The organism is Streptomyces sp. ADI95-16, assembly GCF_003721495.1.
GTDB classification, from domain to species: domain Bacteria; phylum Actinomycetota; class Actinomycetes; order Streptomycetales; family Streptomycetaceae; genus Streptomyces; species Streptomyces goshikiensis.
Genome location: NZ_CP033581.1, coordinates 6,414,593 through 6,436,117 on the forward strand (window position 1 = coordinate 6,414,593; position 21,525 = coordinate 6,436,117).

General features: G+C 72.6%; 16 protein-coding genes. 13 read left to right on the top strand and 3 right to left on the bottom strand.

Annotated elements, in window-relative coordinates; genetic code table 11:
- Nucleotides 1-27: 27 nt before the first annotated feature.
- The 9 genes from EES41_RS28660 to EES41_RS28700 all read left to right on the top strand — a co-directional run bounded on the left by EES41_RS28660 (nt 28) and on the right by EES41_RS28700 (nt 11,961).
- On the top strand, nt 28-1,281 hold the full coding sequence (locus tag EES41_RS28660) for an aspartate aminotransferase family protein (RefSeq protein WP_123082746.1): 1,254 nt from the start codon (nt 28-30) through the stop codon (nt 1,279-1,281).
- Nucleotides 1,282-1,297: 16 nt separating this feature from the next.
- The gene (hydA, locus tag EES41_RS28665; RefSeq protein ID WP_123080922.1) at nt 1,298-2,698 is read left to right on the top strand and encodes a dihydropyrimidinase; all 1,401 of its coding nucleotides are present in this window, start codon (nt 1,298-1,300) and stop codon (nt 2,696-2,698) included.
- Nucleotides 2,699-2,733: 35 nt separating this feature from the next.
- On the top strand, nt 2,734-3,732 hold the full coding sequence (locus EES41_RS28670) for a TIGR03842 family LLM class F420-dependent oxidoreductase (protein ID WP_123080923.1): 999 nt from the start codon (nt 2,734-2,736) through the stop codon (nt 3,730-3,732).
- Nucleotides 3,733-3,919: 187 nt separating this feature from the next.
- Nucleotides 3,920-4,288 (top strand): hypothetical protein, encoded by a 369-nt coding sequence (locus EES41_RS28675; protein ID WP_123080924.1) that lies wholly within the window; start codon nt 3,920-3,922, stop codon nt 4,286-4,288.
- Nucleotides 4,285-8,574 carry a DUF6531 domain-containing protein gene (locus EES41_RS28680; protein WP_302186169.1) on the top strand — a complete coding sequence of 1,430 codons (4,290 nt, stop codon included), beginning with the start codon at nt 4,285-4,287 and terminating at the stop codon, nt 8,572-8,574. The genes EES41_RS28675 and EES41_RS28680 overlap by 4 nt, the downstream gene beginning before the upstream one ends.
- On the top strand, nt 8,571-9,026 hold the full coding sequence (locus EES41_RS28685; RefSeq protein WP_123080925.1) for a hypothetical protein: 456 nt from the start codon (nt 8,571-8,573) through the stop codon (nt 9,024-9,026). Before EES41_RS28680 ends, EES41_RS28685 begins: the two co-directional genes overlap by 4 nt.
- A 148-nt stretch (nt 9,027-9,174) precedes the next feature.
- A complete protein-coding gene (locus EES41_RS28690; RefSeq protein WP_123080926.1) occupies nt 9,175-9,999 on the top strand; it encodes an inositol monophosphatase in 825 nt (274 codons plus the stop codon).
- A 78-nt stretch (nt 10,000-10,077) separates the two neighbouring features.
- The gene (locus tag EES41_RS28695) at nt 10,078-11,493 is read left to right on the top strand and encodes an NAD(P)/FAD-dependent oxidoreductase (RefSeq protein ID WP_123080927.1); all 1,416 of its coding nucleotides are present in this window, start codon (nt 10,078-10,080) and stop codon (nt 11,491-11,493) included.
- Between the two features lie 78 nt (nt 11,494-11,571).
- A complete protein-coding gene (locus EES41_RS28700; protein WP_123080928.1) occupies nt 11,572-11,961 on the top strand; it encodes a VOC family protein in 390 nt (129 codons plus the stop codon).
- A gap of 47 nt (nt 11,962-12,008) precedes the next feature.
- On the opposite strand, the gene EES41_RS28705 is transcribed toward EES41_RS28700, so the two are convergent.
- A complete protein-coding gene (locus EES41_RS28705) occupies nt 12,009-12,521 on the bottom strand; it encodes an O-acetyl-ADP-ribose deacetylase (protein WP_123080929.1) in 513 nt (170 codons plus the stop codon).
- 163 nt (nt 12,522-12,684) lie between these two features.
- On the opposite strand from EES41_RS28705, the gene EES41_RS28710 reads away from it, so the two are divergent.
- Complete coding sequence (locus tag EES41_RS28710; RefSeq protein WP_123080930.1) at nt 12,685-14,772, top strand: SpoIIE family protein phosphatase; 2,088 nt, start codon at nt 12,685-12,687, stop codon at nt 14,770-14,772.
- A gap of 113 nt (nt 14,773-14,885) precedes the next feature.
- On the opposite strand, the gene EES41_RS28715 is transcribed toward EES41_RS28710, so the two are convergent.
- Nucleotides 14,886-17,687 carry a SpoIIE family protein phosphatase gene (locus EES41_RS28715; RefSeq protein WP_164495965.1) on the bottom strand — a complete coding sequence of 934 codons (2,802 nt, stop codon included), beginning with the start codon at nt 17,685-17,687 and terminating at the stop codon, nt 14,886-14,888.
- 46 nt (nt 17,688-17,733) lie between these two features.
- The gene (locus EES41_RS28720) at nt 17,734-18,717 is read right to left on the bottom strand and encodes a GlxA family transcriptional regulator (RefSeq protein ID WP_123080931.1); all 984 of its coding nucleotides are present in this window, start codon (nt 18,715-18,717) and stop codon (nt 17,734-17,736) included.
- Between the two features lie 111 nt (nt 18,718-18,828).
- On the opposite strand from EES41_RS28720, the gene EES41_RS28725 reads away from it, so the two are divergent.
- From EES41_RS28725 to EES41_RS28735, 3 genes are all read left to right on the top strand, one after another.
- Nucleotides 18,829-19,437 carry a cysteine hydrolase family protein gene (locus tag EES41_RS28725; protein WP_123080932.1) on the top strand — a complete coding sequence of 203 codons (609 nt, stop codon included), beginning with the start codon at nt 18,829-18,831 and terminating at the stop codon, nt 19,435-19,437.
- An 85-nt stretch (nt 19,438-19,522) separates the two neighbouring features.
- Entirely contained in the window at nt 19,523-21,007 is a 1,485-nt protein-coding gene (locus tag EES41_RS28730; protein WP_123080933.1) for an AlkA N-terminal domain-containing protein, read from the top strand.
- A gap of 15 nt (nt 21,008-21,022) precedes the next feature.
- The gene (locus EES41_RS28735) at nt 21,023-21,517 is read left to right on the top strand and encodes a methylated-DNA--[protein]-cysteine S-methyltransferase (protein WP_123080934.1); all 495 of its coding nucleotides are present in this window, start codon (nt 21,023-21,025) and stop codon (nt 21,515-21,517) included.
- The last annotated feature ends 8 nt before the right edge of the window (nt 21,518-21,525 follow it).

Below are 21,525 nucleotides of genomic sequence, written 5' to 3' on the forward strand. Positions count from 1 at the left end.
CCCCTGCACAGCCGGCACCGCTCCGTCATGCCCGACTGGCTCGCGCTGTACTACGACAGCCCGCTCGAACTCACCCACGGCGAGGGCCGCCACGTCTGGGACGCCGAGGGCAACCGCTACCTCGACTTCTTCGGCGGCATCCTCACCACGATGACCGCCCACGCCCTCCCCGAGGTCACCAAGGCCGTCGCCGAGCAGGCCGGGCGGCTCATCCACTCCTCCACCCTGTACCTCAACCGCCCGATGATCGAACTGGCCGAGCGGGTCGCCGCCCTCTCCGGCATCCCCGACGCCCGGGTCTTCTTCACCACCTCCGGCACCGAGGCCAACGACACCGCCCTGCTGCTCGCGACGACGTACCGCCGCTCCAACCAGATCCTGGCGATGCGCAACAGCTACCACGGCCGGTCCTTCTCCACCGTCTCGATCACCGGCAACCGCGGCTGGTCCCCGACGAGCCTCTCGCCGCTCCAGACCTACTACGTCCACGGCGCCGTCCGCACCCGCGGCCCCTTCGCGGAACTCGGTGACGCCGCGTTCACCGCGGCCGCCGTCGCCGACCTCGAAGACGTACTGGGCCAGGCCCGCGGCGGAGTCGCCGCCCTCATCGCCGAGCCGGTCCAGGGCGTCGGCGGCTTCACCTCCCCGCCCGACGGCCTCTACGGGGCGTTCCGCGAGGTCCTGGACCGCCACGGCATCCTCTGGATCAGCGACGAGGTGCAGACCGGCTGGGGCCGTACCGGAGAACACTTCTGGGGCTGGCAGGCCCACGCCCAGAACGGCCCGCCGGACATCCTCACCTTCGCCAAGGGCATCGGCAACGGCATGTCCATCGGCGGTGTCGTGGCCCGCGCCGAGGTGATGAACTGCGTCGACTCCAACTCCATCTCCACCTTCGGCGGCTCCCCGGTCACCATGGCCGCCGGCGTCGCCAACCTCGGGTACCTGCTGGAACACGACCTCCAGGGCAACGCCCGCCGCGTCGGCGGCCTCCTCCTGGAACGGCTGCGCGCCATCGCCGCCACCGTGCCCGCCGTACGGGAGGTCCGCGGCCGGGGCCTGATGGCCGGGCTGGAGCTGACCCGGCCCGGCACCGACCAGGCCGACCCGGACGCGGCCGCCGCCGTCCTGGAGGCCGCCCGCGCCGGCGGCCTGCTGCTCGGCAAGGGCGGCGGGTACAACACCAGCGTGCTGCGCATCGCGCCGCCGCTCTCCCTCACCGTCGCCGAGGCGGAAGAGGGCGCCGAGATCCTCGCCGAGGCCCTGCACAGCCTCAACTAGCCACGGGGAGACGCACATGACCCATCGCACCCTCATCCGCGGCGGCCTCGTCATCACGGCCGCCGACGAGCTCCACGCCGACGTACTGATCGAGGACGGCCGCGTCGCCGCCCTCGCGGCCCACGGCTCGGCGGCCGCCGAGGCCTGGACGGCCGACCGTACGATCGACGCGAGCGGGAAGTACGTCATCCCCGGCGGGGTCGACGCGCACACCCACATGGAGCTGCCCTTCGGCGGTACCGCCGCCTCCGACACCTTCGAGACCGGCACCCGGGCCGCCGCCTGGGGCGGCACCACCACCATCGTCGACTTCGCGGTGCAGAGCAGGGGCCAGGCCCTGCGCCAGGGACTCGACACCTGGTACGAGAAGGCCGACGGCAACTGCGCCGTCGACTACGCCTTCCACATGATCCTCTCGGACGTCAACGAGGGGACCCTGAAGGAGATGGACCACCTGGTGGGGGAGGGGGTCACCTCCTTCAAGCTGTTCATGGCCTACCCGGGCGTCTTCTACAGCGACGACGGGCAGATCCTGCGCGCCATGCAGCGGGCCTCCGGAAACGGCGGGCTGATCATGATGCACGCCGAGAACGGCATCGCGATCGACGTCCTCGTCGAACAGGCCCTGGCCCGCGGCGAGACCGACCCCCGCCACCACGGCGAGGTCCGCAAGGTCCTCCTCGAAGCCGAGGCCACCCACCGGGCGATCCAGCTCGCCCGGGTGGCCGGCTCCCCGCTCTACGTCGTCCACGTCTCGGCGGAGGAGGCCCTCGCCGAGCTGGCCGCCGCCCGCGACAAGGGCCTGCCGGTCTTCGGCGAGACCTGTCCGCAGTACCTGTTCCTGTCCACCGACAACCTCGCCGAACCCGACTTCCAGGGCGCCAAGTACGTCTGCTCCACCCCGCTGCGCCCGCGCGAGCACCAGGCGGCCCTGTGGCGGGGCCTGCGGACCAACGACCTCCAGGTGGTCTCCACCGACCACTGCCCGTTCTGCTTCAGCGGCCAGAAGGAGCTCGGCCGCGGCGACTTCTCGAAGATCCCCAACGGCCTGCCCGGGGTGGAGAACCGGATGGACCTCCTCCACCAGGCCGTCCTGGACGGGCACATCAGCCGCCGCCGCTGGATCGAGATCGCCTGCGCGAGCCCGGCCCGGATGTTCGGCCTCTACCCCCAGAAGGGCACCATCGCGCCGGGCGCCGACGCCGACATCGTCCTCTACGATCCGCACGCCGAGCAGGTCATCTCCGCCGAGACCCACCACATGAACGTGGACTACTCGGCGTACGAGGGCAAGCGGATCACCGGACGCGTCGACACGGTCCTCTCGCGCGGCGAAATCGTCATCGACGGGCGCGAGTACACCGGCCGAGCCGGTCACGGCGTCTTCGTCCCCCGCTCCACCTGCCAGTACCTGTAAGCCGCAAGCCCGCACGCAGCAGCAAGGAGCCATGCATGGACTTCGGCCTCGTCCTGCAAACCGACCCGCCCGCGTCCCAGGTCGTCAGCCTCATGAAGCGCGGCGAGCGCAACGGCTTCCGCTACGGCTGGACATTCGACTCGGCGGTCCTGTGGCAGGAGCCGTTCGTCATCTACAGCCAGATCCTGGCCAACACCGAGCGCATGCACATCGGTCCGATGGTCACCAACCCGGGCACCCGCACCTGGGAGGTCACCGCCTCCACCTTCGCCACCCTCAACGACATGTACGGCAACCGCACCGTCTGCGGGATCGGCCGCGGCGACTCGGCGATGCGGGTCGCCGGGCGCGCGCCGAATACGCTTGCCCGCCTCGGCGAGGCCATCGACGTCATCCGCGACCTCGCGGAGGGACGCGAGGCCGAGGTCGACGGCAAACCGCTGCGGATTCCGTGGATCCGTGACGGGAAGCTGCCCGTCTGGATGGCGGCGTACGGCCCCAAGGCCCTCGCGCTCGCCGGACGGAAGGCCGACGGGTTCATCCTGCAACTCGCCGACCCGTACCTCACCGAGTGGATGATCAAGTCGGTCCGCCAGGCCGCCGTGGACGCCGGCCGCGACCCGGACGCGATCACCATCTGCGTGGCGGCCCCCGCGTACGTGAGCGAGGATGTGGCCCACGCCCGCGACCAGTGCCGCTGGTTCGGCGGGATGGTCGGCAACCACGTGGCCGACCTCGTCTCCCGCTACGGCGAGCACTCCGGCATGGTCCCCGAGGAGCTCACCGAGTACGTCAAGGCCCGCCAGGGCTACGACTACAGCCACCACGGCCGCACCGGGAACCCCTCCGCCGACTTCGTCCCCGACGAGATCGTCGACCGCTTCTGCCTCCTGGGCCCGGCCGAGGCACACATCGAGAAGCTCCGCGCCCTGCGGGATCTCGGCGTCGACCAGTTCGCGGTGTACGACATGCACGACGCCCGGGAAGCGACCATCGACGCGTACGGCGCCGACGTCATCCCGTCGTTCAGCTGACTCTCGCGAGTGGTGCGGGGCCCACCAGCAGGTCGACCCCGCACTCCGTGGCCGACGACTTCCGCCAGGTCCGAATCCCGCTCCCGCGGCCGACGAATGCCGCTGGCGGTCCGGGCGGCGGGCCGGGGCTGGATGACGCCGTCTAGGCTTGGGGGGTTCGCAGTCGTTATCGGGGGAGGCAGCACGCATGGGTGACGGCACCGACAGCGGCAAGGTCTTGGACATCAAGACGGCCGACATCAAGTTGACGGCGCCGGTCTTCCATACGCAGGGCAAGAACCTGAGCACGGCGCTCACCACGCTCGTCACCACGCTGGACGGGCTGGGATCACCCTGGGGTGATGACGAGCAGGGCAAGGCCTTCGGTGACGCCTACCGCCCCCAGCAGAAGGCCATCGAGAAGGCAGCCGGCATCCTCGTTCTCGGTCTGGTCAGCATCCACGAGGCGATGGCCGACATGGCGGACGGGCACGTCGACAACGACGACTTGATCGCCGGGATGTTCACGAAGGTTCGGGCCGAGTCCGGCGAAGGCCACGACAAGGGCGCCAAGTGAGCATCGAGGACGAGGCCAAGGATCTGCTGCTCACGCTGGGCCTGTGGTGGCCGGATGCCAATTCCGGCACCCTGCGGCACGCCGCCGATGCCTGGCGGACCTTCGCCGACGCCGTGGACGATGTACGTACGCCCGTCAACAACGCGGCCTCCTCGCTGATCACCAACAACTCGGGTGAGGCGATCGAGGCGTTCGGGACCTTCTGGGGACGGTACGCCAAGGGCAACGACGCGGGCTGGCTCAGCGACCTCGCCAAGGCGTCCCGCAAGATGGCCGAGGCGCTGGACAAGTTCGCCAGGGCCGTCGACGACGCCATCAACAAGCTCTGGACGCAGATCGGCATCGATGCCGCGATCATCGTGGGTGGCATCGCGCTGGCCTTCGTGACCGCGGGTGCTGCCGCGGGTGCTGCCGCGCTGGCCACCGAGGCCCTCATCGAATTCGGCGCCACGATGGGCATCGCCGTCACCACCGCGGTCGCCGAAATCGCGGCCGGCACGCTGGTCGCGGCTGCCTTCGGCAGCATGGAAGCGGTCACCATCGACCTCGCGGTCGCCCAGCCCTTGAAGATCGCCACGGGCGTGCAGACGGGCTTCAGCCTCGACGAGATCAATGCCGCGGCCAAGGACGGCATGCTCTACGGCGGGGCGTTCGGTGCCGCCGGTGGTGTGGCGAAGGCAGGCATCGAGGGGAGCCTGTTCAGGACCGAAGTGCCGCTGATGCTGCGGCCGCCGTCGCTCCGCCCCGACCTGGTCGAACTCGGTCCGGCGGCCCGGCAGTGCAAGAGCACTCCGTGCGTCGGCGAGCCGATCGACGTGGCGACCGGCGCCATGCTGATGACGCAGACCGACCTGACCCTTCCCGCCGGCCTCCCCCTGATCTTCGAACGCACCCATCTCTCCTCGTACCGCGGGGGAGTGTGCTTCGGTCCCACCTGGGTCTCCACCCTGGACGAGTGCCTCCAGATCGACGGGGAAGGGGTGGTGTTCGCCGCCTCCGACGGCATGCGCCTCGTCTACCCCGTGCCACGGCCCGGCGAGTCCGTCCTGCCCGCGAAGGGGGCCGCTTGGCCCCTCGAATGGGACGGCAAGCCCGAGGGCGTCATGACCATCACCGACCCCGTCTCCGGGGTCGTCCGCACCTTCAGCACCCCCCTGTCCTCCGGCACCTCCGGTGTCTTCCACCTCCCCCTGGACAGCTGGCACGACCGCAACGGCGCCCGCATCGACATCGAGCGCACGGTCGACGGCATACCGGCCGCGCTACGCCACTCCGGCGGCTACTACCTGGCCGTGGACACCGCAGGCCCGCGCATCACCGCCCTGCGCCTGCTCGACCAGGCACCTTCGCGGTACGAGCCGTCGCAGCCCGACGACGCCGGTGCCGGTACGGTCGTCATGAGGTACGGATACGACGAGGCGGGCAACCTCACCGAGGTCGTCAACTCCAGCGGCGAGCCCCTGCGCTTCACCTACGACGCCGAGGGGCGGGTCACCTCCTGGACCGACCGCAACGGCACCTCGTTCACTTACTTCTACGACACCCGCGGCCGTGTCGAGCGCACCGAAGGCAGCGACGGCTTCCTCTCCGGCAGCCTCGCCTACGACGACCAGGCACGCACCACCACCTACACCGACTCCCTCGGCCGACGGTCCACACACCAGTACAACGCCGAGGGCATGGTCGTCGAGGAGACCGACCCGCTCGGCCACACCACCCGGACACAGTGGACTGCGAGGGGCGACAGGCCCGTCTCGGTCACCGACCCGCTGGGCCGCACCACGCGCTACACCTACGACGAGGCCGAGCACCTCACCGCGGTCACCCTGCCGGACCAGTCCATCGCCCGGGCCACGTACAACACGCTCGGCCGGCCGACCGAGGTCATCGAGCCGGGCGGGGCCACCTGGCGGCACACCTATGACGAGCGCGGCAATTCGCTCACCACAACGGATCCCCTCGGGGCCGAAACGCGCTACACATACGACGAGTCGGGCCATCTCGTCACTGTCACCGACGCCCTGGGCCATAGCCGCAGGGTCACGTCGGACGCAGCCGGTCTGCCGGTCGCCGTCACGGACGAACTCGGACACACCACGGCGGCGCGCCGCGACACCTTCGGCCGGGTCGTCGAAATGACCGACCCCCTGGGTCAGACCACCCGCATGGGCTGGACAATCGAAGGCAAGCCGAAGTGGCGTACGTATGCGGACGGCAGCCGCGAGTCCTGGACCTGGGACGGAGAGGGCAACCCGCTCACCCACACCGACCCCGCCGGCAACATCACCCGTCATACCGCCACGCACTTCGGCGTCCCCGCCACCCGCACAGACCCTGACGGCACGACGTACGCCTTCTCCTACGACACCGAACTCCGGCTGACCGGAGTTACCAACCCGCAGGGACTAATCTGGTCGTACACCTACGACGAGGCGGGCCGACTGGTCACGGAAACCGACTTCAACGGTCGGACACTGGCGTACGCGCACGACGTGTCGGACGGCCTGACGTCCCGCACCAACGGCGCGGGCGAAACCCTGCGCTTCACCAGGGACGCACTCGGCCGCGTCATCGAGCAGCGCACCGACACGGGCGACACCACTACGTACGCCTATGGCGCATCAGGCGATCTGACCCACACGGCCAATGCGGACGCGGAAGTCGCCATCGAGCGGGACGCGCTGGGCCGTACGCTCACGGAGACCGTCAACGGACGCACGACCACCTACGCGTACGACCCCCTGGGCCGAGTCATCCGGCGCACCACCCCGTCCGGGCTGAGCTCGACCTGGAGCTACGACGCGGCAGGCCGTCCTGCCGGACTCGGAGCCGATGCGGGCTCACTGACCTTCGCGTACGACGCCTCGGGCCGCGAGGTCGAGCGGCGTCTCGGCGACGGCGCCAGGCTCACCCAGTCCTGGGACATCAATCACCGCCTCACCGAGCAAACGCTTTCGGGCCGTTCGAGCGACTCGGACAGTCTCCTCCAACACCGCACCTATGCCTACCGCGAGGACGGCTATCTCACAGAGATCCGTGAACTGAATTCGGGGACCAGGCGGTTCGAACTCGACCAGGCCGGCCGTGTGACGAGCATCCGAGCGCACGGCTGGACCGAGAGCTACGCCTACGACACCGCGGGCAACCTCACCTCAGCCAGTGCCCCGGCGCACGAAGCACCCGGCGACCGCGAATTCACCGGCACGCTCATCCACAGTGCCGACCGCACGGCGTATGAACACGATGCACAGGGCCGTCTGATCCGCAAGACCCGCAAACTCCTCAACGGCCGGCGGCTGGTCTGGACGTATGTCTGGAACGCGGAAGACCGCCTGGCCGAGGCCGTGACATCGGACGGCGACCACTGGCATTACGCGTACGACCCGCTGGGCCGCCGAATATCCAAGCACCGTCTGGCGGCGGACGGTTCTGTGGTCGACCGCACGGAATTCAGCTGGGACGATGTCCGACTGGCGGAACGCCGGGCGCCCGATGGCCAGGTCACCACCTGGGACTACGCCCCCGGTACCCATCGCCCGCTCACGCAGACCGACCACAAGCCGCTGGTCCGGGAGCAAGGCACATCGCTGCTGGCCAATCTGGCCCAGGACACGACGACCGACTACAGCACCCGCTTCTACGCGGTCATCACGGACGCCCTCGGCACGCCGACCGAGCTGGTCGCGTCCGGCGGGGAACTGGCCTGGCAGCGTCGCACCACCCTGTGGGGCACCGACTTCCCCGCTCCGACGGACACGACGTCAGCGGACTGCCCCATCCGTTTTCCCGGCCAGTACGCAGACTCGGAAACCGGCCTGCACTACAACTTCTTCCGCTACTACGACCCGGAATCGGCCCGATACATCAGTGCGGACCCACTCGGGCTGGAGCCGGCGCCCAACCACCACGCCTACGTTGTCAACGCCTTGGGCTGGACGGACCCGCTGGGGCTCGCGGCCCGCGGGCCGAAGGACCCGCTGGACCTCGGCCAGGGGTATCGAGGGCGATTGGATACGTGGAAGGAAGGGACGAAGGGCACCGATTTCGAGATCCATGTCTATGACAAGTCCGGCCGCGAGGTGGGCATTTTCGGCAGTGACGGCTGGTTCAACAAGCACAACACCATCGGCGCGGACGTGGAAGTGCCGCCAAGCGTCGAGAATGCTCTGAAGGGGCGAGCCGTCGATACCATGCGGCGGGCCGGAAGGATCGGCCCCAGGGGGACCGAGGACATCTCCGGAGACAAATGGCAGCGCCCTCGACTTGCAGCGGAAGGTTGTAAATGAAATTTGTCAAAGCGGACTGGGATGCGGAGATGCACGGGTTCGACCTGGATCCGAGCGTCTATCTCGCCGAGCTTCAGAAGATGCGAGACGAGTTGCCGGCCGGGGCCTGGGCCTTCGCGTCCGACGCGGAGCACTACAGCATGCGCAGTAGCCGTTGCGTAAAGGATCTCGAACTGGCGGCGATCTCCGTTCCGACGGACAAGCGCGGGGTCCTGACTCTCGAATTTTCCGCCAATCAGTGGAAGCATGAATCAGGTCTTCTGATCCGGTACTCCGGGGTCTCGCACTTCTCGATCGACTACGATCAGTCGATTGACTGGATGCAGGCCGATACGGTGCTGCTCGACGAGATCCTTCCGCGCCAGGATGGTTGTCTCCATGAAATCGCTCTGACGGATGCATCGATCACTGTGCATTGCCGGGATCTTGAAGCCGTGTGGGGCGGCGCGTGAACGGTCCTGCCTCGGAGTTTCAAGCGTCGGTGTAGTCGCGGATCTCCGTGTCGCGCGCTGACGCGTTCACCGGCGGTCCACCCCGCGTGCGGCGGGCCGTCGGGCATCGGCGGTGGGGTTTGTCAGACGGGCGTGCTTTGCTGGGGGCATGATCGATGAATTTCTGGCCCGTGACCTGTCCGCCGTGGAAGAAGCCGTGCGCAAGGCGGCCGCGGTCGAGATCATGCCGAGATTCCGCCAGCTCGCCGACCACGAGGTGGACGAGAAGAGCGGCCCGCACGACCTGGTGACCGTCGCCGACCGCAAGGCCGAGGAACACCTCACCGCCGCGCTCACCCGGCTGCTGCCCGGCTCGGCGGTGGTCGGCGAGGAAGCCGTGCACGCGGACCCGGCCGTGTACGGGGCGCTGCGCGGAGACGCCCCGGTGTGGATCGTCGACCCGGTCGACGGCACCCGCCAGTTCGTCGCGGGCGACCCGAACTTCTGCACCCTGGTGGCGCTGGCCCAGCGGGGCGAGATCCTCGCCTCCTGGACCTTCGCCCCCGCGCTGGAGGAGCTGGCGACCGCCGTGCGCGGGCAGGGCGCGTACGTCAACGGCGAGCGGATACGCAGCGGTTCGCCGGAGCCGGGCGCCGCGCTGCGCGTGGCGATCGCCCACCCGCTGTACACCAGCGAGGCGGACAAGCGGACCCTGTCCCGCCTGGACGTTCCCGGGGTCGCTCCCCGCCCCTGCGGCTCGGCCGGCCTGGAGTACCTGAAGGTGGCGCGCGGCGAGATGGACGGCCTCGCCTTCACCTGGCCCTCGGCGTGGGACCACGCGGCCGGACTGCTCCTGGTCGGCGAGGCGGGCGGCGCGCAGAGCACCGTCGGCGGAGTGCCGTTCCGCGTGGACCGGGACAACGAGCTGCCGTTCGCGGTGGGCCGGGACGAGGCGACGGCGGTGCGGATCCGCGAACTGCTGCGCGGCGCGTAGCCGGACGTGGGCGCCGGGCCCCGGGCCCCGGGCCCATATCCTGGACACGATGCCGCTGCCGGACGAAGGAGTCGCAAGGTGCCGTCGATTCTCGATGCGGTCGTGGTGGGGGCGGGGCCCAATGGGCTGACGGCCGCGGTCGAACTGGCCCGACGGGGCTTCTCGGTGGCCGTGTTCGAGGCGGCCGACACCGTCGGCGGCGGGGCACGGACCGAGGAACTCACCCTCCCCGGCTTCCGGCACGACCCCTGCTCCGCGGTGCACCCGCTGGGCGCCGGCTCCCCGGTCTTCGCCACCATGCCGCTGGGGCGGTACGGGCTGGAGTGGCTGCACGCGCCGCTGCCCATGGCCCATCCCTTCGACGACGGCACCGCCGCCGTGCTCTCCCGCTCCGTCGCCGAGACGGCCGCCTCGTTCGGGCCGCGCGACGCGGGGGCCTACCGGCGGCTGGTGGCCCCGTACCTCGGCAAGTGGGACACCCTGGCCCGGGATTTCATGTCGCTGCCGTCCACCGCGCTGCCCCGGGACCCCGTCACGCTCGCCCGCTTCGGGCTCACCGGACTGCCGCCCTCCACCTGGCTGCTGCGCCGCTTCCACGAGGACCGGGCGAGGGCGCTGTTCGCCGGGCTCGTCGCGCACGTCATCGCCCCGCTCGGCGGCATCGCCACCGGCGCGGTCGGCCTGGTCTTCGCGCTCGCCGCGCACGCGAACGGCTGGCCCATGCCGCGCGGCGGCTCCCAGTCCATCTCCGACGCCCTCACCGGCTACCTGCGCGACCTCGGCGGGAGCGTCCACACCGGCTTCGAGGTCAAACGCCTCGACGACCTCCCGCCGGCCCGGGCGTACGTCTTCGACACCTCGCCGACCGCGCTGGCCCGGATCGCCCGGCTGGGGCGCGCCTACGACGGATACCGGTACGGGGCCGGAGTATTCAAGATCGACTACGCCCTGTCGGGCCCCGTCCCGTGGACCGCCGAGGCACCGCGCCGCGCCGGCACCGTCCAGATCGGGCCGCGCTCCGCCGACATCGACGCCGCCCTGCAACTGGCCTCCGGCGGGCGGGCCCCCCGCAACCCCTTCCTGATCACCGCGCAGCCCAGCCTGGTCGACCCCAGCCGGGCGCCCGAGGGCAAGCACGTGTTCTGGGCCTACGGGCACGTCCCGGCCGGCTGGGACGGCGACCTCACCGACGCCGTCGAGCGGCAGCTGGAGCGCTTCGCCCCCGGCTTCCGCGACCTGGTGCTCGCCCGCGCCACGGCCGGACCGCCGCAGCTGGCCGCCCGCAACCCCAACTACATCGGCGGGGACATCGCCTGCGGCGCCGCCTCGGGCCTCCAACTGCTGCTGAGGCCCAAGATCAGCCTGTTCCCGTACGCGACGGCCCACCCGGCGGTGTTCCTCTGCTCCTCGGCCACCCCGCCCGGCCCGGGCGTGCACGGCATGTCGGGCCACAACGCCGCGAAGGCCGTGTGGCGGCACCTGCGCGAGCGGTAGCCGCTTGCCCCGGACGGGCGATGCGCGCTCCCGGCATCGGGGAGACGATGGGGAGAGGGGCAACGGAAGGCGGTCACCATGCTGGGAGCGAGCAGGGCGTTCGGCAGCTACTCGGTGGACAGCATCGGGGCGGCGAAGGAGTTCTACGGGCAGACGCTCGGGCTGGACGTCGCCGTCGACGAGACGATGGGCATCCTGGCGGTGCACCTCGCCGGGGGCCATGACGTGATGCTCTATCCCAAGGACGACCACCAACCCGCGGGGTTCACCGTCCTCAACTTCACCGTCGACGACATCGACGAGGCCGTCGACGCCCTCGCCGCGCGCGGCGTGTCGTTCGAGGTCTACGACGGCTTCGACCAGGACGCGAAGGGCATCGCCCGCGACGCCCGGACCGGCCCTTCCATCGCCTGGTTCAAGGACCCGGCGGGCAACATCCTGTCCGTACTCCACGACGGCCCGGCGTAGCGGCGGGCCCGCGCGGCCGGAGCGGCCCGCGCGGCCGTCGGGACGCCCTACAGGTTCACGCGCTCCGCGAAGGCCTCGTACGCCGCCTCGTCGAAGAGGACGAAGCGGACCTCCTCCACGGCCGTGGCCGCCGCGCGGACCGTCTCGACCGCGATCCGGGCGCCGTCGTCCATCGGCCAGCCGTAGACGCCCGTGGAGATCGCCGGGAAGGCCACCGTACGGGCGCCCAGCTCGTCCGCCACCCGCAGCGACTCGCGGTAGCAGGAGGCGAGGAGCGCCGAGCGGTCCTCCTCGCGGGACCAGACGGGGCCCACCGTGTGGATGACCCACCGCGCCGGGAGCAGGCCCGCCGTGGTGGCGACCGCCCGGCCCGTCGCCAGGCCCTTGCCGTAGTGGGAGGCGCGCAGCGCCCGACAGGCCTGGAGGATCTCCGGCCCGCCGCGCCGGTGGATGGCGCCGTCCACACCGCCGCCCCCGAGCAGGGAGGAGTTCGCCGCGTTGACGACCGCGTCGGCCTCCTCGCCGGTGATGTCGCCCAGGACGAGTGCGATGCGGGTCATCGGGGGGTTCCCTTCGGGAGCGGTCAGGCACAGCGGGCCTCGCCCACGCTACTGCGCACGCCCCGCCGCCCCAAGGGCCGCCGCCGGACGCAGCGCCGTGCGCGGACGCCTCGGTTAGGGTGAATCGGAAGGAAGTCGGGCCCCCCGGGGTGAGGTCGGTGCGTTGGACACTTACCAGTCGACGAGCGAGGTGCCGGACCAGCCGGCGGCGGCTGTCGGGTACGCGGGCGTGCTCCGCGAACTGCTCCCGATCGCCCTGTGGCGGGAGGACGCAGACGGCCGCGTCGTCGAGTGGTCGCTGGCCGCCCAGGACCTCCTCGGGTACCGCCCCGAGGACATCATCGGCCGCCTCGGCGCCGCCGTACTCGTCCCCGACCCCAACCGCGAGCTCGCCCAGGACCTGACCCGGCGCGTCCAGGCGGGGGAGACCGTCGTCGGCACCCTCCCGGTCCGCCACCGCGACGGGCACCGGGTGGCGATGGAGATGTGGATCGTCCCCGCCGTCGACCCGCGGGGGCGCACGGGAGCCATGCTCATCGCCGTGGAGACCTCCGAGGTCCTCCACATGCGCGACTCCCTCGCCGCCCTCCAGAGCCTGTTCACCCAGTCGCCCATCGGCCTCGCCACCCTCGGCCCGGACCTGCGCTTCCTGCGGGTCAACGACGCCCTCGCCCGGATGAACGGCGTCTCCGCCGCCGACCACCTCGGCAAACGCCTCACCGAGGTGGTGCCCGGCGTCAACGCCGACGCGCTGGAGGCCACGATGCGCCAGGTCCTGGACCGGGGCACCGCCGTCGTCGACGTCCGCCGCACCGGCCGCACCCCCGCCGACCCCGACCACGACCGGACCTGGTCCTGCTCGTACGCCCCGCTGCTCGACGGGGCGGGCCGCCGGCTCGGCCTGATCGCCTCCCTCATCGACATCACCGAGGGCCAGCGGGCGCAGGCCGAGGCCGACCGGGCCCAGCGCCGCTTCGCGCTGCTGGCCGAGGCGGGCACCCGGATCGGGACCACCCTGGACCTGCGCCAGACCGCCGAGGAGATCGTGCACGTACTGGTGCCGCAGCTCGCGGACTCGGCCGACGTCCAGCTGCTGGAGGCGGTGCTCGATCCCGACGACAGCCTCGGGGCCGCCGCGGGCTCCGGCCGGGGCGTGCTGCGCCGGCTCGCCGCGGTGTTCCCCGACCCGTACGCGCCCACCGCGAGGCTGGTCCCCGGACAGACCTTCCAGATCCCGCTGGGCACCGTCTACGAGCGGGTCATCGCCGACGGGCACCCCATGAACCTGTACGTCGCCGACATCCCGGCGCTGATCACCGACCCGCGGGCCGAGGCCCTGCGCGGCTACCTCGCCACCCTCGGATCGGCCCGGATGGTGCCGCTCGTGGCGCGCGGCCGGGTGCTCGGCGCGGTCGCCGTGACCCGGCTGCGCGAGCGGGAGCCCTTCGACGGGCAGGACTGCGTCCTCATCGACGAGCTGGTGGCCCGCGCCGCCCTCAACATCGACAACGCCCGCCTCTACACCACCCAGCGGGCGGCGGCCCTCACCCTCCAGCGCAGCCTCACCAACAACGCCCTGCCGCAGGTCACCGGGCTCGAACTGACCGGCCGCTACCTGCCCGCCAGCGACCACGACGTCGGTGGCGACTGGTTCGACGTGATCCGGCTGCCCAGCGGCCGGACCGGCCTGGTCATCGGCGACGTCATGGGCCACGGCGTGCACGCGGCGGCCGTCATGGGCCAGCTCCGCACGGCGGTACGGACCCTCGCCCGCCAGGACGTGCCGCCCGCGCGGATGCTGAGCTCCCTCGACGCCGTGGTCGCGGACCTCGGCGAGGACGAGATGGCGACCTGCGTGTACGCCGTCCACGACCCGGAGTCCGGCGGCTGCGTGATCGCCCGGGCCGGCCATCCGCCGCCCGCCGTGGTCACGGCCGACGGGGAGGTCAGCTTCCTCGACGGCCCCCAGGGGACCCCGCTCGGCACGGGCGGCCACGACTTCCGCACCGAGGAGGTGCGGCTGCCGCCCGGAAGCCTGCTCGTCCTCTACACCGACGGGCTGATCGAGACCCGCCACCGGGACCTCGACGAGGGCATGGAGCAGCTCGCGGCGGCCCTGGTGGACGCCCGACAGCCCCTGGAGGCCCTGTGCGACGGGATCCTGGAGCTGCTGCTGCCGGGCGCCCCGCAGGACGACGTGGCCGTGCTGCTGGCCCGTACGGTGGCCCCGGCGCCGACGGCCGCCCCGTGAGCCGCGCCGCCGCCCCGTGAGCCGCGCCGCTGCCCGGTGAGCCGGGCCGCCGCCTCGTGAGCCCGCCGCAGCCCCCGTGAGCCCGCTGCCGGGCCGGGCGTACGGGCCCGCGGTCACCAGGCCAGGTCCTCCAGCGCGTCCAGGTCCAGCGCCGCCGACGCGGGGTCCGCGCCCCCGGTCAGCGGGACCTCGGCCCAGATGACCTTGCCGCGCTCCGTGTACCGGGTGCCCCACCGGTCCGCGTACTGCGCGACGAGGAACAGCCCGCGCCCGCCCTCGTCGGTGGTGGCCGCGTACCGCAGGTGCGGGGAGGTGCTGCTGCCGTCGGAGACCTCGCAGATCAGGCTGCGGTCGCGCAGCAGGCGCACCCGCACCGGCTGGTTCCCGTACCGGATCGCGTTGGTGACGAGCTCGCTGAGGATGAGCTCGGTGGTGAAGGCGATCTCCTCCAGCCCCCACGCGACGAGCTGCGCCGAGCCCGCGTTGCGCACCCGCGAGACCGCCGAGGGATCGCCCGGTACCTCCCACTCCGCGATCCGGTCGGGCTCCAGCCGCCGGGTGTCGGCGACCAGCAGGGCGATGTCGTCGCTCGGCGCGGGGAACAGCAGCGCGGCCAGGACGTCCGCGCACGCCTGCTCGGGGCTGCGGCCGGGCTGCGCCAGCGCCTCCCGCAGCAGCGCCTGACCGGTGTCGAAGTCCCGGTCGCGGTCCTCCAGCAGGCCGTCCGTGAACAGCGCGAGCCGGCTCCCCTCCGCCAGCCACAGCTCGGCCGTCTCGAACGGCATGCCGCCCACCCCCAGCGGCAGCCCGGCGGGCAGCTCCGGGAAGTCGACCCGCCCGTCGGGGTGGACCACGGCGGGCCCCGGATGCCCGGCGCTGGCCAGGGTGCAGCGCCCGGAGACCGGGTCGTAGACCGCGTACAGGCAGGTGGCGCCGGTGACACCGGAGCGTTCCCCGCCGCCCTCCTGGCCGCCGGAGCCGGTCTCGATCTGGTCGATCCGGTCGATCAGCTCGTCCAGGTGGCCCAGCAGCTCGTCCGGCGGCAGGTCCAGCGTGGAGAAGTTGTGCACCGCCGTGCGCAGCCGGCCCATCGTGGCCGCCGCGTGCACCCCGTGGCCCACGACGTCCCCGACGACCAGCGCCACCCGGGCTCCCGGCAGCGGGATCACGTCGAACCAGTCCCCGCCCACCCCGGCCTTCGCCGGCAGGTACCGGAACGCCACGTCCACGGCGCTCAGGTCGGGCAGCACCCGCGGCAGCAGGCTCCGCTGGAGCGCGACGGCCGTGGCGTGCTCGCGCGTGTAGCGCCGGGCGTTGTCGATGGAGACGGCGGCGCGGGCCCCCAGCTCCTCGGCGAAGGACAGGTCCTCCTCGTCGAAGGCCTCCGGGGTGTCCGCCCGCCAGAAGTTCGCCATCCCGAGGACCACCCCGCGCGCCTGGAGCGGTACGGAGATCAGCGAGTGCAGCCCGTACTCCAGGGCGATCCGGGTGCCCTCGTGGTCCTGGGCCCGCCAGCCGAAGGCCCCGTTCAGATCGGCCGCGAGCACCGCCCGCCCGGCGTCCAGCGCCGCCGCCATCGGCGCGGTCGGCACCACGAACCGGATGATGTCGCCGACCGGCTGGAGCGGCTGGTCGGTGCGGATCCCGCTCATCGCGGCCCGGCGCATCTGCGTGTACGCGCCGCCCGCGGCCGAGGGTTCCTCGCCGTGCAGCACCGGCTCCAGCAGCTCCACGGTCACGAAGTCCGCGAACCGCGGCACCGCCACCTCCGACAGCTCCTCGGCGGTGCGCACCACGTCCAGGGTCGTCCCGATGCTCACCCCGGCCTCGTACAGCAGCTGGAGCCGGCCCCGGGCCACCTCGGCGCGGCCGGAGAGCGAGGCGAGTTCGGTGGTGTCGCGCAGGGTCATCACGGTGCCCGGGGGCATGCCCGCGTACGGCTTGGTGGGGCGTACGTTCACGGCCAGCAGCCGGTCACCCGCCAGGTGCACCTCGTCCGTCGCGACCCGCCCGGACCCCAGCAGCGCGGTCGTGCGCGGGTCGAGACCCAGGTCGCCCACGCTCCGTCCCTCGGCGTCGGGCGGCAGGGCCAGCAGCCGCCGCGCCTCGTCGTTGGCCAGGATGAGCCGGCGGTCGGAGTCGATGATGAGCACGCCCTCGCGCACGGCGTGCAGAACCGCCTCGTGGTGCTCGTTCCTCCGGGTCATCTCGGCCTCGCCCAGACCCCGGGTCTGGCGCCGCAGCCGCCGGCTGACGAGCGCGGCGCCCCCGGTGCCGAGCACCAGCGCGCCTGCGGCGGCCCCGAGCAGCAGCGGGAGCTGCTTGCCGACCACGGTGGAGACGTTCTCGATCTCGATGCCCGTGCCGACCAGACCGACGACGGCGCCGCTCGCGTTGCGCACGGGGGCCACGGCGCGGACCGCGTCGCTCGGCGTGCCCTTGAAGACCTCGGTGAAGGTCTGCCCGTGCACGGCCCGGGACAGGTCGCCGGTGGCGCGCCGGCCGATCAGCTGGGGCCTGGAGTCGGTGTAGCGGATCCCGTCGGTGCTCATGACGGAGATGAAGTCCACGCCGGAGGCCCGGCGGGCGGAGTCGGCGAGCGGCTGGAGCTCGGTGGTGGGATTCGGCGCCTTCAGCGCCTGCGGGAGACCGGGCGCGTGCGCGAAGGCCTCGGCGGCGGCGAGCGAGCGGTCGCGGGCGTCGCGCTCGCTGTCGTACCGCGCCTGGTAGACGAGGGCCAGGGTGGCCGCGGCGATCAGCAGGACCACGATGACGGCCTGAAGGACGAACACCTGACCGGCGACGCTGCGCAGCGCGCGTGACAGGCGCGCGGGCAGGACCGCCGCCGGGTGCCCGGCCGACTGCGGGGGCGGTGTCACCGGTGATCCCCTGGGTCGGCCAAAACGTCCTGTCATGAGCCATTTCTAACACTGTCGGGGAAGTGAGGGGACGGCGTGCCGATCAGGCAGGGTTCGCCCTGGTGGCAGACGCCGGGGTGGCGGTGGCCGCCGCGCGGTACGCGCGCGGGCCGAGGCCGACGTACGCGGTGAAATGCTGGCGGAAGGTTACCTCGCTCGCGAACCCGGCCCGCCGGGCCACCTCCGGGACCGGGTGGTCGGTGCGCTCCAGGAGCCGGCGGGCCGCGTCGAGGCGGTGGTTCAGCAGCCACCGGTGCGGGGTGGTGCCGGTGGCCGCCGCGAAGTGCCGGGCGAAGCTGCGCGGGGACATCCCGGCCCAGCCGGCCAGGGTGGCCACGTCCAGCGGCTCGTGCAGCCGCAGCAGCGCCCGCTCCCGGACCGCGGCCAGCGCCTCCGCGGTCCGGTCGGCCGCCGGGGTGGGCCGGTCCAGGTACTGGGCGTGGTCGCCGGTGCGGAAGGGGCCCGTCACCATCGAGCGGGCGATCGCGGCGGCGGCCTCCGCGCCGTGGGCCTCGCGGACCAGGTGCAGGCAGAGGTCGATCCCGGACGCCACCCCGGCGGAGGTCCACAGCCCGTCGTCCGCCACGTACAGCGGGGCGTCCTCCACCAGCACCCCCGGGTGGCGGGCGGCCAGCAGCGGGGCCAGCGACCAGTGCGTCACCGCCCGGCGGCCCTCCAGCAGCCCGGCCTCGGCCAGGATGAACGCGCCCGCGCACAGCGCGGCCACCGGCACGCCCCGGGCGTGCGCCTCCCGCAGCGCGGCGAGGACCGGCTCCGGCGTCGGCGCCGAGGGCTCGGCCAGCGCCGGTACGACGACCAGGTCGGCCCCGGCGAGCCAGTCGAGCCCCCGGTCCGGCGCCAGCGTCAGCCCGCCGGGCAGCTCGATCGGCCCGGCGTCCAGGGCGCAGCGGCGCAGCTCGAAGGGCGGGACCCCGAGTCCGCGGCGGTCGGACCCCCACACCTCGGTGATGACGGCCAGGTCGAAGCTGCGGATCCCGGGCTGGACGACGATCGCGACGCGGTGCATGAGCCCAGTGTGCGCGCTCCGCCGCCGATCCTGCCAGCCTGGCAGGATCCCATCGATCCGGGACCGCAGGGCCGCTGTCGCGTGCACCCTCCCGCCGGACAGCATGGAGCCATGAACGACACCGAGTTCCACCTCGCCGACAACGCCGCCCTGCTGGTCATCGACGTCCAGAAGGGCTTCGACGACGCCCCGTTCTGGGGGCCCCGCAACAACCCCGCTGCCGAGGCCAACATCGCCGCCCTGATGGACGCGTGGGAGGCGACGGGCCGCCCGCTGGTCCTCGTACGGCACACCTCCGTGAGCCCCGGCTCCGTACTGGCGGCCGGCCACCCCGGCCACGCGTTCAAGGACTTCGTCGAGGAGCGGGGCGGGCGGGCGGCCCTGCGGGTCGACAAGACCGTGAACTCCTCCTTCTACGGGACGCCCGACCTCGCCGAATGGCTCACCGCCCAGGGCGTGGGCCAGCTGGTGGTGGCCGGGATCCAGACCAACATGTGCGTCGAGACCACCGCCCGGATGGCCGGGAACCTGGGCTACGACGTCCTCGTCCCGCTCGACGCCACGCACACCTTCGACCTGAGCGCCGGCCCCCAGGGCCCGGCCCTCACCGCGGAGCAGCTGGCCACCGCCACGGCCGTCAACCTCCAGGGCGGCGGCTTCGCCCGCGTGACCACCACGGAGGCCCTGCTGGCCGCGGCCCCCGCCCCCGCGACCGCCTGACCCCCTCCGGGCGCTCCCGGCCGGCGCTAGACTTGATGTCGGAAAACCGCCAGCCTCCACGCCGGCCGGCCGGGATCCTGGAGCCATGTACACCGACACCGACCGTTGCGTACGGGCCGTGCGGTCGAAGGACGCCCGCTTCGACGGATGGTTCTTCACCGCCGTGCGGACCACCGGGATCTACTGCCGGCCCAGCTGCCCCGCGGTGCCGCCCAAGGTCGAGAACATGACCTTCCTCCCCAGCGCCGCCGCCTGCCAGCAGGCCGGGTTCCGCGCCTGCAAGCGGTGCCGGCCCGACACCTCCCCGGGATCCCCCGAGTGGAACGCCCGGGCCGACGCCGTCGCCCGCGCCATGCGGCTCATCCAGGACGGCGTCGTGGACCGCGAGGGCGTCCCCGGCCTCGCGGCCCGCCTCGGCTACTCCGCCCGCCAGGTGGAACGGCAGCTGGGCGCCGAGCTCGGGGCCGGGCCCCTCGCCCTGGCCCGGGCGCAGCGCGCGCAGACCGCCCGGCTGCTCATCGAGACCTCCGCGCTCCCCATGGGCGACATCGCCTTCGCCGCCGGGTTCTCCTCCATCCGCACCTTCAACGACACCGTCCGCGAGGTGTTCGCCCTGGCGCCCGGCGAGCTGCGCCGGCGCGCCGAGAAGGCGCACCCCCACCAGCGGCCCCAGGTGCCCGGGACCATCGCGCTGCGGCTGCCCTACCGGGCCCCGCTCAACCCCGACAACCTCTTCGGGCACCTCGCCGCGACCGCCGTCCCCGGCGTCGAGGAGTGGCGGGCCGGGGCGTACCGCCGGACCCTGCGGCTCCCGTACGGCACCGGCGTCGTCGCGCTCACCCCGCGGCCCGACCACATCGGCTGCCAGCTGGCCCTGACCGACCTGCGCGACCTGACGATCGCCATCAGCCGCTGCCGCTGGATGCTCGACCTCGACGCCGACCCGGAGGCCGTGGACGACCAGCTGCGCTCCGACCCGCTGCTCGCCCCGCTCGTCGACAAGGCCCCCGGCCGCCGGGTTCCCCGTACGGTCGACGCGGCGGAGTTCGCCGTACGCGCCGTCCTCGGCCAGCAGGTGTCCACCGCCGCCGCGCGGACCCACGCCGCCAGGCTGGTCACCGCGTACGGCGAGCCGGTGACCGACCCCGACCCCGAGGGCGGGCTGACCCACCTGTTCCCCTCGTCGCAGGCGCTCGCCGCGCTGGACCCGCAGTCCCTGGCCCTGCCGCGCAGCCGCCGCACCACGCTCACCACCCTGGTCTCGGCGCTCGCCGACGGATCGCTGCCGCTGGGCATCGACAGCGACTGGGAGGACGCCCGCGCCCGGCTGAACGCCCTGCCCGGGTTCGGGCCGTGGACCACCGAGGTCATCGCGATGCGCGCGCTCGGCGACCCGGACGCGTTCCTCGCGTCCGACCTGGGCGTCCGCAAGGCCGCGAAGGAGCTCGGACTGCCCTCCACCCCGGCCGCGCTGACGGCCCGGGCGGCGCACTGGCGGCCCTGGCGCGCCTACGCCGTGCAGTACCTGTGGGCCACCGACGGCCACCCCATCAACCGCCTGCCCGTCTGAGGAGTACGACCCGTCATGAACAGCAAGCAGCACACCGTCGTCGACAGCCCCTACGGCCCGCTCACCCTGGTCGCCTCGGACGGCGTCCTCAGCGGCCTCTACATGACCGGCCAGCGCCACCGTCCCGCCGAGGAGTCCTTCGGCGAGCGCGTCGCGGCCGGCGAGGAGCCGTTCCCGGCCGTGGTGGCGCAGCTGACCGCGTACTTCGCCGGCGAACTCACCGAGTTCACCGTCCCCGTCCGGCTGGAGGGCACGGAGTTCCAGCGCAGCGTGTGGGAGCAGCTGGTGCGCATCCCGTACGGCGAGACCTGGTCGTACGGGGAACTCGCCGCCCGGCTCGGCAAGCCGAACGCCTCGCGCGCGGTGGGCCTGGCCAACGGGAAGAACCCGGTCGGCATCATCGTCCCCTGCCACCGCGTGATCGGCGCCTCGGGCGGCATGACCGGCTACGGCGGCGGGGTCGACCGCAAGGTCCGGCTGCTGGACTTCGAGGCCGGGAGCCGCGCGTAACGGAGGCC